At 32.9% G+C, this 16887-nt stretch carries 17 protein-coding genes; 1 reads left to right on the top strand and 16 read right to left on the bottom strand.

Annotation, left to right across the window (positions count from 1 at the left end):
- Positions 1-434 precede the first annotated feature (434 nt).
- Positions 435-965 carry a tryptophan transporter gene (locus BMZ74_RS10025; protein ID WP_089862110.1) on the bottom strand — a complete coding sequence of 177 codons (531 nt, stop codon included), beginning with the start codon at positions 963-965 and terminating at the stop codon, positions 435-437.
- A gap of 136 nt (positions 966-1101) precedes the next feature.
- Positions 1102-1629 carry a tryptophan transporter gene (locus BMZ74_RS10020; RefSeq protein ID WP_089862109.1) on the bottom strand — a complete coding sequence of 176 codons (528 nt, stop codon included), beginning with the start codon at positions 1627-1629 and terminating at the stop codon, positions 1102-1104.
- 314 nt (positions 1630-1943) lie between these two features.
- Between BMZ74_RS10020 and BMZ74_RS10015 the strand changes: the two genes are divergently transcribed.
- Positions 1944-2870 carry a DMT family transporter gene (locus BMZ74_RS10015; protein WP_089862108.1) on the top strand — a complete coding sequence of 309 codons (927 nt, stop codon included), beginning with the start codon at positions 1944-1946 and terminating at the stop codon, positions 2868-2870.
- On the opposite strand, the gene BMZ74_RS10010 is transcribed toward BMZ74_RS10015, so the two are convergent.
- The 14 genes from BMZ74_RS10010 to flhB form a co-directional block, all read right to left on the bottom strand.
- Complete coding sequence (locus BMZ74_RS10010; RefSeq protein ID WP_089862107.1) at positions 2871-3200, bottom strand: rod-binding protein; 330 nt, start codon at positions 3198-3200, stop codon at positions 2871-2873.
- An 84-nt stretch (positions 3201-3284) separates the two neighbouring features.
- Positions 3285-4421, bottom strand: coding sequence for a flagellar basal body P-ring protein FlgI (locus BMZ74_RS10005; protein ID WP_245750867.1), 1137 nt, complete (start codon positions 4419-4421; stop codon positions 3285-3287).
- Between the two features lie 46 nt (positions 4422-4467).
- The gene (locus BMZ74_RS10000; RefSeq protein WP_177181422.1) at positions 4468-5052 is read right to left on the bottom strand and encodes a flagellar basal body L-ring protein FlgH; all 585 of its coding nucleotides are present in this window, start codon (positions 5050-5052) and stop codon (positions 4468-4470) included.
- Positions 5053-5068: 16 nt separating this feature from the next.
- Positions 5069-6034 (bottom strand): flagellar basal body P-ring formation chaperone FlgA, encoded by a 966-nt coding sequence (gene flgA / locus BMZ74_RS09995; protein WP_089862106.1) that lies wholly within the window; start codon positions 6032-6034, stop codon positions 5069-5071.
- Between the two features lie 27 nt (positions 6035-6061).
- Positions 6062-6844: a flagellar basal-body rod protein FlgG gene (flgG, locus tag BMZ74_RS09990; RefSeq protein WP_089862105.1), complete on the bottom strand. Its 783-nt coding sequence runs from the start codon at positions 6842-6844 to the stop codon at positions 6062-6064.
- A 178-nt stretch (positions 6845-7022) separates the two neighbouring features.
- A complete protein-coding gene (gene flgF, locus BMZ74_RS09985) occupies positions 7023-7772 on the bottom strand; it encodes a flagellar basal-body rod protein FlgF (RefSeq protein WP_089862104.1) in 750 nt (249 codons plus the stop codon).
- Between the two features lie 22 nt (positions 7773-7794).
- The gene (locus tag BMZ74_RS09980; protein WP_089862103.1) at positions 7795-9390 is read right to left on the bottom strand and encodes a flagellar assembly protein A; all 1596 of its coding nucleotides are present in this window, start codon (positions 9388-9390) and stop codon (positions 7795-7797) included.
- Between the two features lie 17 nt (positions 9391-9407).
- Positions 9408-10154, bottom strand: a complete 747-nt coding sequence (locus BMZ74_RS09975) for a sigma-70 family RNA polymerase sigma factor (RefSeq protein ID WP_089862102.1) — start codon at positions 10152-10154, stop codon at positions 9408-9410.
- Positions 10155-10184: 30 nt separating this feature from the next.
- Positions 10185-10526, bottom strand: coding sequence for a hypothetical protein (locus tag BMZ74_RS09970; RefSeq protein WP_177181421.1), 342 nt, complete (start codon positions 10524-10526; stop codon positions 10185-10187).
- Positions 10527-10592: 66 nt separating this feature from the next.
- Positions 10593-11234, bottom strand: a complete 642-nt coding sequence (locus tag BMZ74_RS09965; RefSeq protein ID WP_089862100.1) for a flagellar brake protein — start codon at positions 11232-11234, stop codon at positions 10593-10595.
- A 17-nt stretch (positions 11235-11251) separates the two neighbouring features.
- Positions 11252-12139, bottom strand: coding sequence for a MinD/ParA family protein (locus tag BMZ74_RS09960; RefSeq protein WP_089862099.1), 888 nt, complete (start codon positions 12137-12139; stop codon positions 11252-11254).
- Entirely contained in the window at positions 12132-13565 is a 1434-nt protein-coding gene (flhF, locus tag BMZ74_RS09955; RefSeq protein WP_089862098.1) for a flagellar biosynthesis GTPase FlhF, read from the bottom strand. Before flhF ends, BMZ74_RS09960 begins: the two co-directional genes overlap by 8 nt.
- Entirely contained in the window at positions 13566-15638 is a 2073-nt protein-coding gene (flhA, locus tag BMZ74_RS09950; RefSeq protein ID WP_425432342.1) for a flagellar biosynthesis protein FlhA, read from the bottom strand.
- A 115-nt stretch (positions 15639-15753) separates the two neighbouring features.
- Positions 15754-16815 (bottom strand): flagellar biosynthesis protein FlhB, encoded by a 1062-nt coding sequence (gene flhB / locus BMZ74_RS09945; RefSeq protein ID WP_089862096.1) that lies wholly within the window; start codon positions 16813-16815, stop codon positions 15754-15756.
- Between the last annotated feature and the right edge of the window lie 72 nt (positions 16816-16887).

Here is a 16887-nt window from a genome sequence, read left to right as displayed (position 1 = left end):
TGTAGAGTACGGCAAAGCGTTCTTCATCAATTGCAGGAAAGATAATTTCCTGAAAAGTATCAGCCCAGGAATCTAAAAGATATTCCTGTAGATATTTGGGCAAATCTTTAAATGAATCGTAAAGACTTAACTGCTGGTGACTGTTGGGAACAAACATTCTATCATCCTTTCTTTGATTCCTTAAGTTAATTATATCAAAGAAAGCCCGTCATCTAAAGGGTTATGAGAGATTAATCTGATTAATTTGAGGATGATAAAAGAAAAACTTATTGTTATTATTTGGTTATTAATGAAATTTATTTAGTCTTTTTGGGGGCAAACCATAGCATAATTTAGTTGCAATTGCAACTAAATTGATAAAAAATTACTTAGTTTTTTTATTTAAAATTAACAAGGGAAAACCTCCCCAGTCAAATGAGGAGGTTCATTAAAAGTTATAAAGCTTCTTTTTCTCTACTACTCCCATACTCAACATCCATTGCAAAACTAACCACACTAAAAATAACTACAGCTGTAACAGTATTAACTACTGCTGCCGGTAACACAACAGTGGTAAATAAAATTGTAAATGGAGCTGGTAAAGCAACTATCAAAGAAGCTACCGTTAAAAATAAAGTTCCACTAATCATAGTTCCAATTGCTGTAGTTACTGCAGCTAATAACTTGTTAGTTAAAAATTTAGCAAAAAGCGGAATTAAATTAAAGACTATCAGAAAAGTCAGCAATTTATCAACTATATTTGCTACTTGGCCACCAGGAAAGGTAGTAGTTAAAGCTGTAAAAATACCTGTCGCCAGCGCAACTAAAAAGCCTAATTTAAAATCTTTTTTAATAATCAAGATAATAAACATCATAGCTAAAGTAACGTCTGGTTTCATCCCTAAAAGTATTGGTGGTGTCAAAGTCCTTAAAATCATCGCAATTGCTACTAACAGTGCTGCCTGGGCTAAATCTTTTGTTCTCATCTCAACTCATCTCTCCCTCATATTTTTTTCTCATCTCAACTAAATACTAATCTAATTGTTATTATTATATCTCAGAGCTGCTAAAATGTCAAAACAGGTTCTATTTAATAGAACCTGTAAAAATATACTTTGCTAATTAAATTTGCGAACTGCTTTCGCCTACTTTTTCTACACCAATTGCAAAATGAACTACACTAAACACAATTACAGCTGTAACTGTATTTATAACAGCTGCTGGTAAAACCACTGTGGTAAATAGAACTGCAAAAGGTCCTGGTAACCCAACGATGAATGCAGCAGATCCGAGAAAAATAGTGCCACTTAAAATTGTGCCAAAAGCAGTTATAATTCCTACTGCTACCTTTTTGGAATTCAGCCTTAGAATTAAAGGTATTAATGGATAAATAATTAAAAAAGTAACCAGCTTATCTATCATATTTGCAATCTGTCCGCCAGGAAAACCAGTAGTTAAAGCTGTAAAAATCCCTGTTACTACTGCAACTAAAAAGCCTAATTTAAAATCCTGTTTGATAATAAGTAAAATAAACATCATGGCTAATGCAAAATCAGGCTTCATTCCCAACACAATTGGCGGGAAAAAAGCATGTAAAATAAATCCAATCGCTACTAATAAAGCTGCCTGAGCTAAATCTTTTGTTCTCATCTCAACTCATCTCTCCTTTTTGTTTTTTGCTAAACTTCTCACCTATCTAATAACTCTGCTTGGCTTAATTAAACAAATAAATTAAACTGATTGTTTAATTGTATAATATTATACACTAAATCAATTCAATAGTCAAAACATTGATACTTTTTATAATGATTACAGTTAACTAGCTGATGAGAGAAGTATAGCTAATATAATTTACAATTAAACTAGACATTTACTAATGATTGTACTATACTTTATAGTTGTTAATAAACCAGGATTAAATAATTTTTAAACCTAACTTTATTTAAGGAAGTGACCAATTAATAATGCGTCAAAAATATCTTTATATTATATTGGCAACTATTCTTTTTAGCACTATGGAAATAGCACTAAAAATGGCTGGTGCTCAGTATAATCCACATCAACTAAACTTTCTCAGATTTTTCATTGGGGGACTAATTTTACTCCCGCTTGCTTTAAAAAATATTAAAGCTAAAAAATTAAGCTTAAATAGTTCAGATGTTAAGTTTTTCCTTCTCCAGGGATTTATCTGTGTTGTCATAAGTATGAGCTGTTTTCAGCTAGCTGTAAATAGTGGTAAAGCTTCTACTGTAGCAGTCTTATTTAGTTCTAACCCTGTTTTTCTAATTCTATTTGCCTATTTTATTTTAAAAGAAGAAATTTATCATCACCATCTGCTGACCCTGACTTTAAGTTTAATCGGTATTATATTTATAATGAATCCTTTTCAAATGGCCAGCAGCAAGCTTGGAGTAATATTAACTTTAATTTCAGCAATAAGTTTTGCTTTTTATGGTATTATAAGCAAAACAAAAAAAGACCGCTATGGTGGTATAACCCATACCTGTCTTTCCTTTCTTTTTGGTAGTCTGGAGTTATTTATCTTAATTGAACTAACTCATCTTAAACCAATTGCAAATTGGCTTAACTCACTTGGCTTAACTGATTTAGTTAGAGTACCAATTATTACAGGTATTCATTTAAGCAGCTTACCAGCTTTAATTTATATTAGTATTTTTGTAACAGGTCTTGGCTATACATTTTATTTTCTAGCCATTGAACAAAGTTCTGCTGCAACAGCATCATTAGTTTTTTATCTTAAACCTGCTCTAGCACCTGTATTAGCTTTAACTATCTTAAAGGAAGCAATAGTTCCAACAACTATTATTGGAATCATTCTCTTAGTCAGTGGCTCAGCAGTTACCTTTATTGCACAAAAACAGCAGTCTTGATCAAGACTGCTGTTTTTTTAACTGTTCTACTAAAGCCTGATTTAAGTTAGACATTAGACCTTGCTTAGCTGCCATTTTACTATATTCCTGATACATCATATCTGAAAAAATATCTTCTGCAAATCCACCATCAATCATTTTTTTATCAGGCAAAGTTTTCTTCATTGCTGATAACATTTTCCCTATAAAAATAGCTGAAAAATCTTCAGCTATTTTATTTAACTTCTGTTCATTTTTATCTACATCAGCAGTAGCTTTTTCTGCCTTTAAATCAATTTGTTTTTGTAAATTAAATTGAGTCAAAGCCTGATAGTTATTTATTTGATCCATGTTAATATCACCTCAAATACAGCTAACTTTTATTTAACAGCTTAATTTTCTAATTCTAAATTTTATTATAAAATCTACTCATTATTAACGTAATTCTAATTTAGCATGTAAAGCACCAGCAGCATCAATTTTTTGTATAATAGAAATAATATCACGTGGTGTTGCGCCAATTGCATTAAGAGCACTAACTAGATCTTCAATTGTATTAGACTGATTGACAACCACCATATTACTTTCCTGTCCTTGATCTACCTGGATTTGAACATCTTGCGTTGTAGTAGTTTCACCATCACTAAAAGGAAGCGGCTGTGAAACATCTTCACTTGTAGTGATTCTTACAGATAAATTACCATGAGCAACTGCAACTGTAGAGATCTGTACATTATGACTGAAAACAACTGTTCCGGTTTTTTCATCAATCACAACTTTAGCTTCTAAGGCTGGTCTTACCTTTAAATCATTAACAGCTGCAATAAAATCAACTGTGTTATCAGCAAAATTATCTGGAATAGAGATATTTACTGTAGCAGCATCAGCAGCTTTAGCCACTCCAAAGCCAAAATTATTATTAATTGCAGTTGCAATTTCACTGGCAGTCTTAAAATTAGGATTAGCTAATACATAAGTAAGCTGCTGATTATCTAAATTAGCACGCAGCTCTCTTTCTACTAAAGCTCCTCCCGGTACACTACCAACAGTAGGATGGTTTTGCTGCACCTGATTGCCACCCCCACCTACATTAAATCCCCCAATAGAGATTGGCCCCTGAGCTGAAGCAAAGACCTGACCATTAGGGGCTTGCAGTGGAGTTAAAAGTAAAGTTCCTCCCTGAAGACTATCAGCATCACCAATTGAATTAACAGTTATATCGAGCTGATCACCATTATGAACAACTGGTGGTAGTTCTGCAGTTACCATAACAGCAGCAATATTATCACTTGTTACCTGATCATCAGTAACATTTACTCCAAAATTTTGCAGCATATTGGCTACACTTTGTACTGTAGCTTGAGAACTATTAGAGTCACCTGTTCCATTAAGACCAACCACAATACCGTAACCAATCAATTGATTAACCCGCAGACTTGAAATTCTAGTAATATTACCGATCATTACTTCTGGATCATTATTAACGGCAGCAAATACTGTCCCTGATAAAATAGATATCATAATTAAAATAATAACCGTTATTAAAATTGTATTAGTTTTCAATTTCAGCAAACTATCCCTTCTTTCAAGTTGATTGTTAAATCAACCCCATCCGTAATTAAAATATAAAATTAAACAGTCTTGTTAATACGCCAGGCTGTTGTTTATCTCCAACAGTTCCTTCTCCTTCATATTCAATGTTAGCATTACTAACGCGCTTAGAAGAAACTTCATTATCAAAATTAATATCTTTTGGTCGAATCGTTCCTGCCAGAACTATAGTCTGAATTTCACCATTTATTTTAACTTTTTTAGTTCCGCGAATTTTTAAATTACCATTAGCTGTAATTTCTGCTACCTGTGTAGTAATATCCGCTTCCAGAGTACCGCTGCGTTGTGTTTCACCATCAGCAGTTTCTGAATCTGAGTAGTTGAAATCAAAAAATGGTATAAAATCTAAGAATCCGGTACCTTCTTCAGCATTATAACTGCTATTTTGACTTGTATCAGAATTAGCACTCTGAATTGCACTAGCATCTTCTTCAATTACTACAGTAATAATGTCACCAACTTCATATTCTGGATAATCATGGTAAAGATCAGCAGAATTTTCGTTCCAGAGTGATTCTGCTAAAATAACCGGACTAATAAGCACTAGCATAGCCAATAATAATAATAATAATGTTTTTTTAATTGAAATCATTATACTTACACCTCATTTAATTTGAGACCATCCTCACTTCAGTTGCTGATATTATTTTAGCTTTAAATCTATAACCACTTTTAATATTTTCAACTGTAATTTGGTCACCAATTCCACCTCTACCTCTAGCAATAACAGTGGTTGTTAAAATAACACTATTAACTTTCAGCTTCAGTCTTAGTTTATCTCCCCACTTAACAGCAAGCGATTTTTTTAAATCTTTAAAACTTAAAACATCACCTTCTCTTAAAGAGATAGCCAAGTTTTGCTGTCTAATATTATTTTTTTCCCAATCCTTAACATAATCGGCTGGATCAGCAAAAACTGTTTTAACTTTAAAAGTAAAATCATTTTTTTCCAAATTACTACCATAAGCAAGATCGTGATTAGCAACCCAAAATTTTTCTTTAACCCCCAGCTTAAAAGGATAATAAATCCGTTTAACAGACTTACCAGCTTGAGTTATTTCAATAGGTAAACTATTATTACTAAACTTCAAATTATAACTGCTGGCTATCTTAATTTGATAAGGTTGGTCTGCAATCTCTATTGCTTTAAGCTTACGGGTAGATTTAATAACTAAGTTAGCTAATTTATAATCAAGATTATTTTTTAAATAAGCTTCAACTCTTGCTTTTATTTCAGCCGGATTAATCACTCTACTTTTTCTGCTTATAGTAACATACTTGGGCATAACAAGCTGATAATCAGTTTTGTTAAGGCCAATATTTTGGAGAGAAAGATCAACTAGAACATGACTAATCCGCTTCTGATAGCCAATTTTAGGAGAATCACCAAAATCAAGTTTTTGTAACTTAACAGCAGTTTCTTCATTCAGATTAAACTCATTAAAATCAGCTATACTGCTAAGCAATATTTGATCTGATTCAACTAAAACTTTCTCTGGAATTATAATTTCTAAAGCTAATGCATTCCCCGTCAAAGTTACTAATATCAATAAAAATAACAGTATTTTCTTCAAACTAAAAAACACCTCAATTTATACTAATTAACGCTTAAGTTGATTAGCAGTCTGTAACATCTCATCAGAAGCCTGAATTGACTTAGAATTAGTTTCATAAGCTCTTTGAGCTGCGATCATATTAACCATTTCTTCTACTACCTTAACATTTGACATTTCCAGAAAATTTTGCACAACTGTACCAAAGCCCTGCTGACCAGGAGTTCCAGCCATAGCTTCTCCAGAAGCAATAGTTTCCCCATAAAGATTACGTCCTTCACTATCTAGACCAGCTGGATTAGAGAAACGATATAACTGAATCTGACCAGCCTGAACATTTTCACCATCAACAGTTAAATTAACCATACCATCTGAAGTAATAGAAATTTCAGTTGCTTCCTGATCAACTGTTATAGGTGGATCAAGCGGATAACCATCAGAAGTAGTTACCTGGCCGGTACTATCTTGACTAAAAGATCCATCTCTAGTGTAAGCAAAATTACCGTCGGGCAATTGAACCCGGAAAAAACCGTCTCCTTCAATTAAAATATCAAGTGGACTATCAGTATTCCGAATATCTCCCTGAGTAAATATTTTTTGAGTACTATTAATTTTTGAGCCATGCCCAATTTCAATTCCAGTTGGAACTTCCGCTCCTTGAGCATTTGGAGTACCAGCTTCACGCATGGTAGTATAGATTAGATCTGCAAAATTAACTTTTGCCTTTTTAAAACCATTTGTATTTACATTTGCCAGGTTATTAGAAATAACATCAATATTTGTCTGCTGAGAATTCATCCCAGTAGCAGATGTCCAGAGTGCACTTATCATAAATATATTTCACCTCATATTTTTTGTCAGCTTCCCTAAATAATTACTGTATCTATCAGTCAACAGTAACAGGCTTCCATTAAGGTCCAGCCTGAGTAAAGTTAACAAGCTGCGATTAACTTTTAATTTATTAACTCAAAAAACTATTTAATCCCCAAAATTAAGCAATTTTATTAATTTAAGCTTTACCAACTTCGTTAATAACTTTATTCAGACTGTCATCAAGAGTGGTAATTACTTTTTGATTTGACTCATATTGACGCGTTGTTTTGATCATTTTAGCCATTTCTTCAACAATTTTAACATTTGAATTTTCTAGATATCCCTGCAGAATGGTAGAATCTATTTCAGCAGGTTCTACTCCAGCAGCTGGTTGATATAAATTATCTCCCAGTTGCTCTACTTCATCTTCAGCAAAATCTACCAGGGCAATCTGAGCACCCTGCAGTCCATTATTAAATACAATTTGTCCATTGCCACTAACAGCAAAGTCCTGGCCGGGAATTAATTGAACCGGATCCCCATTCACATCAAGCACCTGATTTCCTGTCTGGGTCACTAATTCTGAATTAGAATTTAAAGTAAAATTACCATCTCTAGTGTAAGCAGTTCCATTTGCGGTTGCAATACTAAAAAAGCCTGGTCCCTGCACAGCAAAATCAAGTTTATTATTAGTGTGTTGGACAGATCCTTGTGAAAAATTCTGCCAACTTCTTTCCAGATAAGAACCAGTCTCTAAGCTGCCAATTTCTTGATTTCTTTTTCCTGCTTCAATTTTTTCTAACATCATTTCTGGAAAAGCTGCTGTAATTGTACCCTCTTTTTTAAAACCATTAGTATTAGCATTAGCAATATTATTAGCTCTAATATCACTCTTTTTCTCTAAAACATTCATAGAAGCAGCAGCAGTATATAATCCTCTTAACAATCAAATCACCCCCTTATTTAAATTAAATAGTTGTCTGTCTTAATTCTTTATTAATTTCACTAAAAGCAGCCTGCGAAATTTTATTTCGAATAATCATTTTATCTTTGCTGCTTAAAAGTTGAACCCCTGGGAAAATACTTTCATTAACTTTAATAACAGCTTTTTCAGAAGCTGTTAAAGCCTCTTTTAATTGTTCAAACTCCCTTGTTAACTCAACTTGATTGTTTTTTAATTCTAATTTTGTTTTTTTCAATTTAAAAAACATTTCTTCTTTATTAGCTGGTAATTTTTTACCACTTTGCTGAATTGATTTTAATAAATCAATACTTTTTTCAACTTTATCAAGATTATTTTCTAAATTAGTTAACTCTGATTTTAAGTCTGTATAACGTTTTTTAAGTTCAGGCTCAAGTCCAATTTCAATAAAAGTTTTAGTGGCCAGGCTAGAACCAATTAAATTAGCCTCAACCAAATTTTGGGCAATTATTCTTCCCCCTACAATTAGACCTTTCCCTCCAGTAACAATAACACTATCTTTAGCAGTTACTTTACTGTGCATAATTGCTTCGTGAACTCGAACATTATTAGCTTTTATATTAGCATTTTCAACAAAACGAGCATTCACATCACCTTCAGCAGAAATTTCTCCCTTACTTCTACCTAAAAATCCTTTTTTTATTAACACATTGCCGGTCGCTTCTATTCTAGCTGCTCCAACATTGCCATTAATTTCAACATCTCCAGCTGCTTTAATTTCAAAACCTTCTCGCACATTTCCACCGATTTTAACACTGCCGACAAAATCAATATTTCCAGTGCTTAAATCAACATCTCCCCTGATTTGATATACAGGCTTAATTACAATTTTATCTCGCTCTCTAACTATCTGACCATCTTTAACTGCATAGAGATCGTTCTCTTTATGTACGGTGTTTTTGGCCCGGGGGAGTTTAACATCTTTAGGCTGAGGAGGAGTAATCTCATTACCATATACATCAATCCCTGGTTTACCAGATACAGGATCAACTTTAGTAACAATTTTTTCTCCCTTGCGAACATTATTAATCAAGTCAAGAGAATGAAAATCCATTGTTCCATCTTCTCTTAAAGTACCAGCCTGTTTTTTCTTCTCTTCAAAATGATAAATTAAATAAGCATTTTGTCCAGGCTCTGCCGCTTTACCTTCGGCAACAATAGAGTTTTCGACTGGATTTCTATGTTTTAAAATTTGCTTTATTTTTTCCTGATTTATTCCGTAAGTAATATTTTCGGCAGCTAATAAATCTTTCACATCTGCTAATTGTAACTGTTTGCCATCTCTGCCTGGCACAAAAGTTAATAAAGCCTGCAGCTTATCTTTAGTAACTTTAAGTGAAACTTTATCATCTTCAACTGGAAGGTCAAGATTAGGAGCTATTTTAAACCAACCCTCATCTTCCTCTTCTAACTTATTTTTTATTATATCATAATCTGCTTCCATAATACTATTTTTTTCTAAAAATTCTTCTATCTCTACTAAATCTGGATTATTATCTAATCTTAGTTTTAACAGCACATCATCTTTAGTAAATTTTAGCAGACAATTTTTGTCTTTTCTAGCAATCTGCTCAGTTGTCAATTTCACTCCACCTCTCACTAATAGAAATACTCTTTAAATTTGCTTAACATTCCTCGCAGCCGTCTAATAGCCTGGCTATGTATTTGAGAAACTCTAGCTGGAGTTAGCTCTAAAACTTCAGCAATTTCAGCTTGAGTTAATTCCTCATAGTAATATAAAGAAAGCAAAAGTTTTTCTCGCTCAGATAAAAGGTCAATTTTTTCTGCTAATAAATTAACCGCTTCCTCTTTGCTCAGTTTATCAGTCGCATTTTCTAAATCAGCTGCTACAAGATTAATTAAATCAACCCCATCAAAATCATGAGATAAAGATATCCAATTCGACATTTGTCTATGCCTTTCAATTACATGTAATCTGGCTTCAGAAATACCAGTTAAATCTGCAATGGTATTATAGTCAGGATTTTCTCCTGTTTGCGCATGATATTTATCTCTGGCATTTTCAACCTGTTTCAATTCTCTTCTCATATTATCAGGCAGCCAGTCTTTTTTTCTTAAATAATCATAAATTTCTCCTTTAATTCTTGGTAAAGCAAAAGTTGAAAATTCAATTCCTCTTTGATAATCAAATTTTTCAACCGCTTCAATCAGACCAATAATTCCATAACTTTCTAAGTCTCCCTGCTCGATATGGTCAGGCAGCATAATTATTATTCTACCAGCTGCGTATTTTACCAATCCAAGATTAGCAAGGATTATTTCTTCTCTAGCTTGTTGATTATTATATTTTTTGTAATCTTTCCATAAATCCATATCTAGTGCCATCTTAATCTCCCTCTAATTAAGATAATTAAGTTACTCTTGATAATCTAATTCTTCTGGATTAAGAGCGGAAAAACTACCTGAATCAGCTGCTTCAAATTCATTTTCTATTTCTGCCTGGTCATCAGCCTCCATTTCAGCCTCATAATCAGCAACAGTTTTTGCTTCATTAGGCTCTTCTTCCTGATGAGAAGAATCTGAACTTGCAGTATTTCCAGATTGTTTTGATTTAGTTTCAGCGGTTTCAGAAGCCGAATCTTCATCTCTAAAATCACGGATTAAATAAATTGCAAGCTGTAAAAATAAAGCAGTCAAAAAAATCAAACCCATTAATCTAATAGCCTGAAAAAAAACACTTTCTAAATTTCTCTGCATTAATAAATTGTAGATAATAGTTAGTACATATGAGATGAGAGCAATTAGTAATGAATTAAAAACCATTTATCTCAAACCTTTTTTTCTGCTTTTACGCTGATAAGTAAAAATCCACTGAATAATTTCTTCTCGCTGCTCATCTTTAAGATCAGTAAATTCAACTCCATAATTATAAAGACTATCGTTAACTTTATCTTTCCTTACAATTTTAGCAGATATAAAAGTCTTTTTAGGTAAAATATCTTTTAAAGTAACTAAAAACTCATCTCCTTCTTTTAAATCCCTTTCTAATTCAACTTTAACTCCCCCACCACTTATATCAAGCATTCTTGCTTTAGCTATTTTAACTGGATAATCAACCTCAGTTGGATTTTTATATAAATAGACAATTCCAGTAGCATCAAGTCTAAAATAATCACGCCGCTGAATACGCTGAGTTGAATCTGGTGGTGCAAGTAGAAGTAAAGGAATTGGTTCATTAGTTCTTTTTAAAACCTCTGTTTCAAATTTAAAAGCAGCTCTATCTGTTGTGTAATAAACACTGACCTGTTGTCCCAATCTAACCGGTAATGGTGATCCCTCCCGATAAAGACCAGTTACTAAAATATTATCATCTAAAAAATCAGCTACTTTGCTTAAATAATTACCCTGATAAAAACCAGATAAAATTTCTATTTCTATTTTTTGATTTATTTCTAGTTCTCTCATAATCTCAACTCCATCAGCTATTTAACATGTTTATTGAAAAACCCTACCATCTTGTAAAAATAACTTTTTACTCCCCCAGACCTGGGATCTTCTTCACCTGTGATTTTACGAGTTATTTCAGCAAAATCACGAGCAGCAGGGCGTCCAGAAAAGATTTCTGCAAAAGGTTTTTGTTTTCTTAAAGCAGAACTTATTTTGCGGTCATAACTAACTGTTCCAAACAAACTAATTTCAAGTTCAAGATATTTTTTTACTGTTTTAATAATTCTTTCTGCTGTTTGTTTAGCTTCTTTTTTATTATCAGATTGATTGATAATCATTTTTATTGATTGATGATAATTATGTTTGGCTAAAATTTTAATCAAACTATAACTATCCATAACAGCTGTTGGTTCAGGAGTCAAAACTAGAATTAATTCTTCAGCAGCTAGAATAGTACTAACAATACTGTTGCCAGCCCCTGCTCCAAGATCTATTAAAAGAAAATCATATTCATTTTCCAGTTCAGAGCCAAGTTCTCCCAACTTGTGCATTAAGTCATTATTAATATCAATGAATGTATCATCACCTGTTATCCCGCTCAAAAGCTTAATCCCGGCTGGACCTTCAGTAACAGCTTGCTGTAAAGTACAGTTGCCGCGCAGCAGATGACCTAAATCAAATCGCGGTTGAACTCCAAGCATGATATCAAGATTAGCCATTCCAATATCATTATCAATAATTAAAACTTTTTTATCTAATTTACTTAAATTATAAGCAAAATTAACTGTAAAAGTAGATTTTCCAACTCCCCCTTTACCACTTGCAATAGCTATAATTCGCGTATTAACATTTGCCAGCTGCTCCTGGACTGCTGCACGTTTCTCAGCCATAATTTCTTTTAATTTAGCAGCTTGACTATGCATAAAAATCACCAAAAACATATTTAAAAAGCACATTAGCACTGGCTGTTTCAATATCATCAGGAACATCCTGACCAAAAGTTAAATAAGAAAATGGATAATCATAACTTTCTTTAATATTAATTATATCACCATAAGTAGAGGTTTCATCAAGTTTTGTCAATAATATTTTATCTGGATTTAAGATAGAAAATTTAGTGATTATACTACGCAAATCACTGCTTTTAGTATTTAAACTTAGCAATAACTGAACTTCATCTATAAAATCACGTTCAGTATAATCAGTTAATCTACTTAGCTGTGACCTATCCTGCCAGCTGCTGCCAGGAGTATCTATTAATACCAAATCACGATCAGCAAATTTTTCCGTAATTAAGTTTTCCAGTTTGGCACTGCTATAACAAACTGCAAAGGGAATATCAATAATTTTACTATAAGTCTGCAATTGTTCAACAGCAGCTATCCGATAAGTATCAGCTGTTACTAAAGCAACTTTTTTGTTCTCCTCAATTGCAAAGTGAGCTGCTATTTTGGCCATTGTAGTAGTTTTCCCAACCCCAGTTGGACCAACAAAAGAAATAACAGTCTGCTGTTTAGATAAATCAATTCCTGAATTTGCTGCAAAATAACTGTTGAAAAATTGATTGAGCTGATCTTTATAAACAGTTTCATCTGCTTCAACAAGTTCAATCTCACTATTTATCTTATTGAGAAATAAATTTAAATTTCTACTTTCAACTCCCTGGTCAAGCAAATAATTATAAAGTTGATTATCATTAAATATTTTATTATTATTTTTACTGGTGCCCGTTTTACCATTTAGTCTTGACTGCAAACGTTGAGCAGCAGTTAAGTTTTCCTGTTCAAATGACAGCTCTTCTTTTACGGTATTAGCACTGCTGTCAGGTTCAGCTTTAACTGTAGCTGCAATTTTATTTTCGGGCTGTTTATTAGGAGCTGATTGAGTTTTTCGGGCTTGATATTTATTAACAGCCTGTTTAAGTTTATCCTGATTAAATTTAGCAATATTTTTTACTTCTTGACCTGCTCTTTTAATAATTGAGTTATCTTCATATTTCAGATCATCAATAAATTCTTTGATTGCATTTTTTTCAGCTGGATTTTTACTAGCAGTTTCTGGAATTTGTGAACTTCTGCTCCGGGAACGATAGTTAGAAATATCTATACTATCTCTTTCATCATTAGCACTTGTAATATTTTTCCCATCAACAGATTTTTCGGCAGAATTTTTAGTTGTACTGTCTTCAAGTGCAGCTACCACTTCAACCTTAGTTTTAGTAAAAAAACCTAAAATACCACCTTTTTTTACTTTTCTTTTATCAACAATTACTGCTTCCTGACCAAGATCTGCTTTAACCTGAAAAATAACATCCTGCATAGTTTCGCCTGTATATTTTTTTACTTTCATTTAATTGATAACCCCCTGCACCTCTAAATTAACATCTGCTTCCAGTTCATTAAATGAAAGAACTGTTAAATCGGAAAAAGTACGGTGGACTAATTCTTTAATTGGTCTTCTAATCATTGGAGATGTTAATAAAATAGGACTTTTTCCCTGCTCCAGAAAACCTTTTGCCTGTTCAACAATTTTATTAATTAAATTATTAGCTTGAGCAGGTTGTAAAGAAAGATAATTTCCCTGGTCAGATTGTTCTAAAGAATTAACCAGATTTTCTTCTTGCTGTGGATCAATTGTAAAAACATGTAAAGTATTCTCTTCATCTACAAATTGGTTGCTAATTTGCCTTGATAAACCCTGTCTCACATATTCAGTCAGAATTGTCCGATCTTTTGTTCTAGCAGCATGATCTGCTAAAGTCTCAAGAATTAAAACTAAGTTTTTAATTGGAATATTTTCCCAGAGAAGATTCTGTAATATCTTCTGAATTTCACCTAGATTCATTAAGTCCGGTAATAGCTCATCAATTACAGCCTGATTTTCTTCTTTAATATTATCAATTAGTTTTTTAACTTCTGCTCTACCAAGTAATTCGTGAGCATGTGATCTAATTATTTCTGTTAAATGAGTTGCCATAACTGAACCAGGATCAACAACTGTATAATTTGCCATTTCTGCTCTTTCCCTTTGCTCAGCTTCAATCCAGATTGCTGGTGTTCCAAAGGCTGGTTCCTGGGTATCAGTTCCTTCAATTTTTTCAAATGTATCACCAGGATCCATTGCTAAAAATTTATCAGCATAAAGTTGATATTGACTAATTTCTACTCCCTGCAGTTTGATTCGATAAGTATTTGGCTGCAGCTGAAGATTATCAACTATTCTCACTGGCGGTAAAATTATTCCTAAATCCATAGCAATTTGTTTTCGAATATTAGCTACCCTATCCAGAAAATCTCCACCCTGTTCTGGTAAAACAAGTGAAATCAAATTATAGCCAACTTCAATTTCTAATTTATCAACTTTAATTAATTCTTTGATTTCTCTTTCTTTCATTTCCTGCTTTTCTTGTGGACTCAATTCTGGTTTTTGCTTTCTTTCCCGGGCTGGTTTTTCTGGTTCGGCTGTTCTAAGAATTAGATAAGCCATTGACCCAATAAAAATAGCCAGCATAACAAACGGAATAGTTGGCAAACCCGGTACAAAGCCCAGCACTAATAATACTCCTGCTGCAATTAAAAGTGCTTTTGGCTGTCTAAGCAGCTGTTGGGTCATTTCATTTCCCATATTATTTTCAGAAGCAGCTCTTGTAACAACCATACCAGTTGCAGTTGAAATTAATAAAGCCGGAATCTGTGAAACAAGTCCATCTCCAACTGAAAGTAAAATATAATTTTGTGCTGCCTGAGCAAAACCCATATTTTGCTGTAACATCCCAATTACTAGACCACCTAAAATATTAATAAAGGTAATTATAATTCCAGCAATTGCATCTCCCTTAACAAACTTACTAGCTCCATCCATCGCTCCATAAAAATCTGCTTCCTGTCTAATTTTTTCTCGTTCTCGTTTAGCTTCTTTATCATCAATAATTCCTGCATTTAAATCTGCATCAATACTCATCTGTTTACCTGGCATAGCATCTAGAGTGAACCGAGCTGCTACTTCTGCAACTCTTTCTGCACCTTTGGTAATAACTACAAATTGAATAATGATTAAGATTAAAAAGATAATAAGACCAACTACATAATTACCACCAACTACGAACTCGCCAAAACTCATAATAATTTCACCAGCATAACCCTGCCCTAGAATTAAACGAGTTGTAGAGACATTTAAACCTAATCTAAATAAAGTAGCAAAAAGCAGTAAAGAAGGAAAAACTGACAAGTCCAATGGTTCTGTTGTATAAATACTTACTAAAATAACTACCATTGAAAAAGTAATATTGGCAGCAAGCAGCATATCAAGCAAAACAGTTGGTAAAGGAATAATAAACATAACAATTACTCCTACAACCATTAACGCAAAGATAATATCTGTATTTTTTGTTATTCTGGAAAAGGCTGCAGTATTATCCACTATAAAATATTGACCTCCAATTTAGTCTTAAAATATTTACCAGATTTATACTCATTATATCAGGACTCAGACAAAATTAAAACAAAACGGTATAATAGCAAAATAAACTGAGTCTAATTTAAATTTCTCGTTCTCGAAAAATAGCTGCCAAAATTTCAGCAACTGCTTGATATAATTCTACCGGAACCTGGTCCCCAATTTCTGTTAATTTATTTAATGATCTTGCCAGAGGTTTATTCTCTACTATTTTAATTTCAGCTTCTCTGGCTTTTTCCTTGATTTTTTGTGCCACATAATCTTCACCCTTAGCAACTACGACTGGTGCTGCCATTTCATCTAAGTCATATTGTAAAGCAACTGCAATATGAGTCGGGTTGGTAATTACAACATCAGCATCTTTTACAGCAGACATCATTCTATTCATACTCATCCGCCGCTGTCTCTGGCGCCGGTGTTGTTTAATCATCGGATCTCCTTCCATCTCTTTTCTTTCCTGTTTTACTTCATATTTTGACATTTTAAGATCTTTAGTATGCTGCCAGCGCTGATATAATAAATCAAGAACTCCTAAAACTATTAAGGCTGCAATAATAGCAAAAGCCATTTTACTAATTAATACTCCAATAGCTGCCAATGATTCATTTAATCCTTGATTAATACTTTTTTGAAAAATATCTAAATTAGCTGCTAAAAATCTATAAGCAACCAGAGCAATGACACCCAATTTAAAAAATGATTTAAATAATTCTACCAGGCCCCGCATAGAAAAAATATTTTTTAGACCTTTGAGCGGATCTATTTTTTTAAGATCAGGTATTAAAGGTTTAGTAGTAAAAAGAGCTCCAATTTGCAAAAAGTTTATTAAAACTCCTGCCACCGCTGTAACAATCAAAATAGGATAAATAATTTTAATTACTGAAAGAAAGGCAGTTAAAAGAATATTAAAAGCAATATCCACATCAAAGGGTTCAGTAATAAGTTCAGTAAAGTAAAAATGAAAATTATTTAAAACTGCTCCTACAATCTGATGCATCAAAATATAGAGCAGTAAAAAGCTTGCTAATAAAGTAAAAGCTTGTCCAATTTCCTTACCTTTAGCTACATTACCTTTTTCTCTGGCCTCTCTTCGCCGCTTTTGCGTAGGCTGTTCTGTTTTTTCACCTGTTCCACCATCAGCCATTTAGTTCACTCCTTTAAGTCAAAAGCAAATTGAATTTACTTTTTACTAGCCAGCTCAATAAAAGTCAAATTT

It is taken from the genome of Halanaerobium salsuginis (genome assembly GCF_900114545.1).
In the GTDB taxonomy this organism is placed as follows: Bacteria; Bacillota; Halanaerobiia; order Halanaerobiales; family Halanaerobiaceae; genus Halanaerobium; species Halanaerobium salsuginis.
This window is presented reverse-complemented; position numbering and strand designations above follow the sequence as displayed.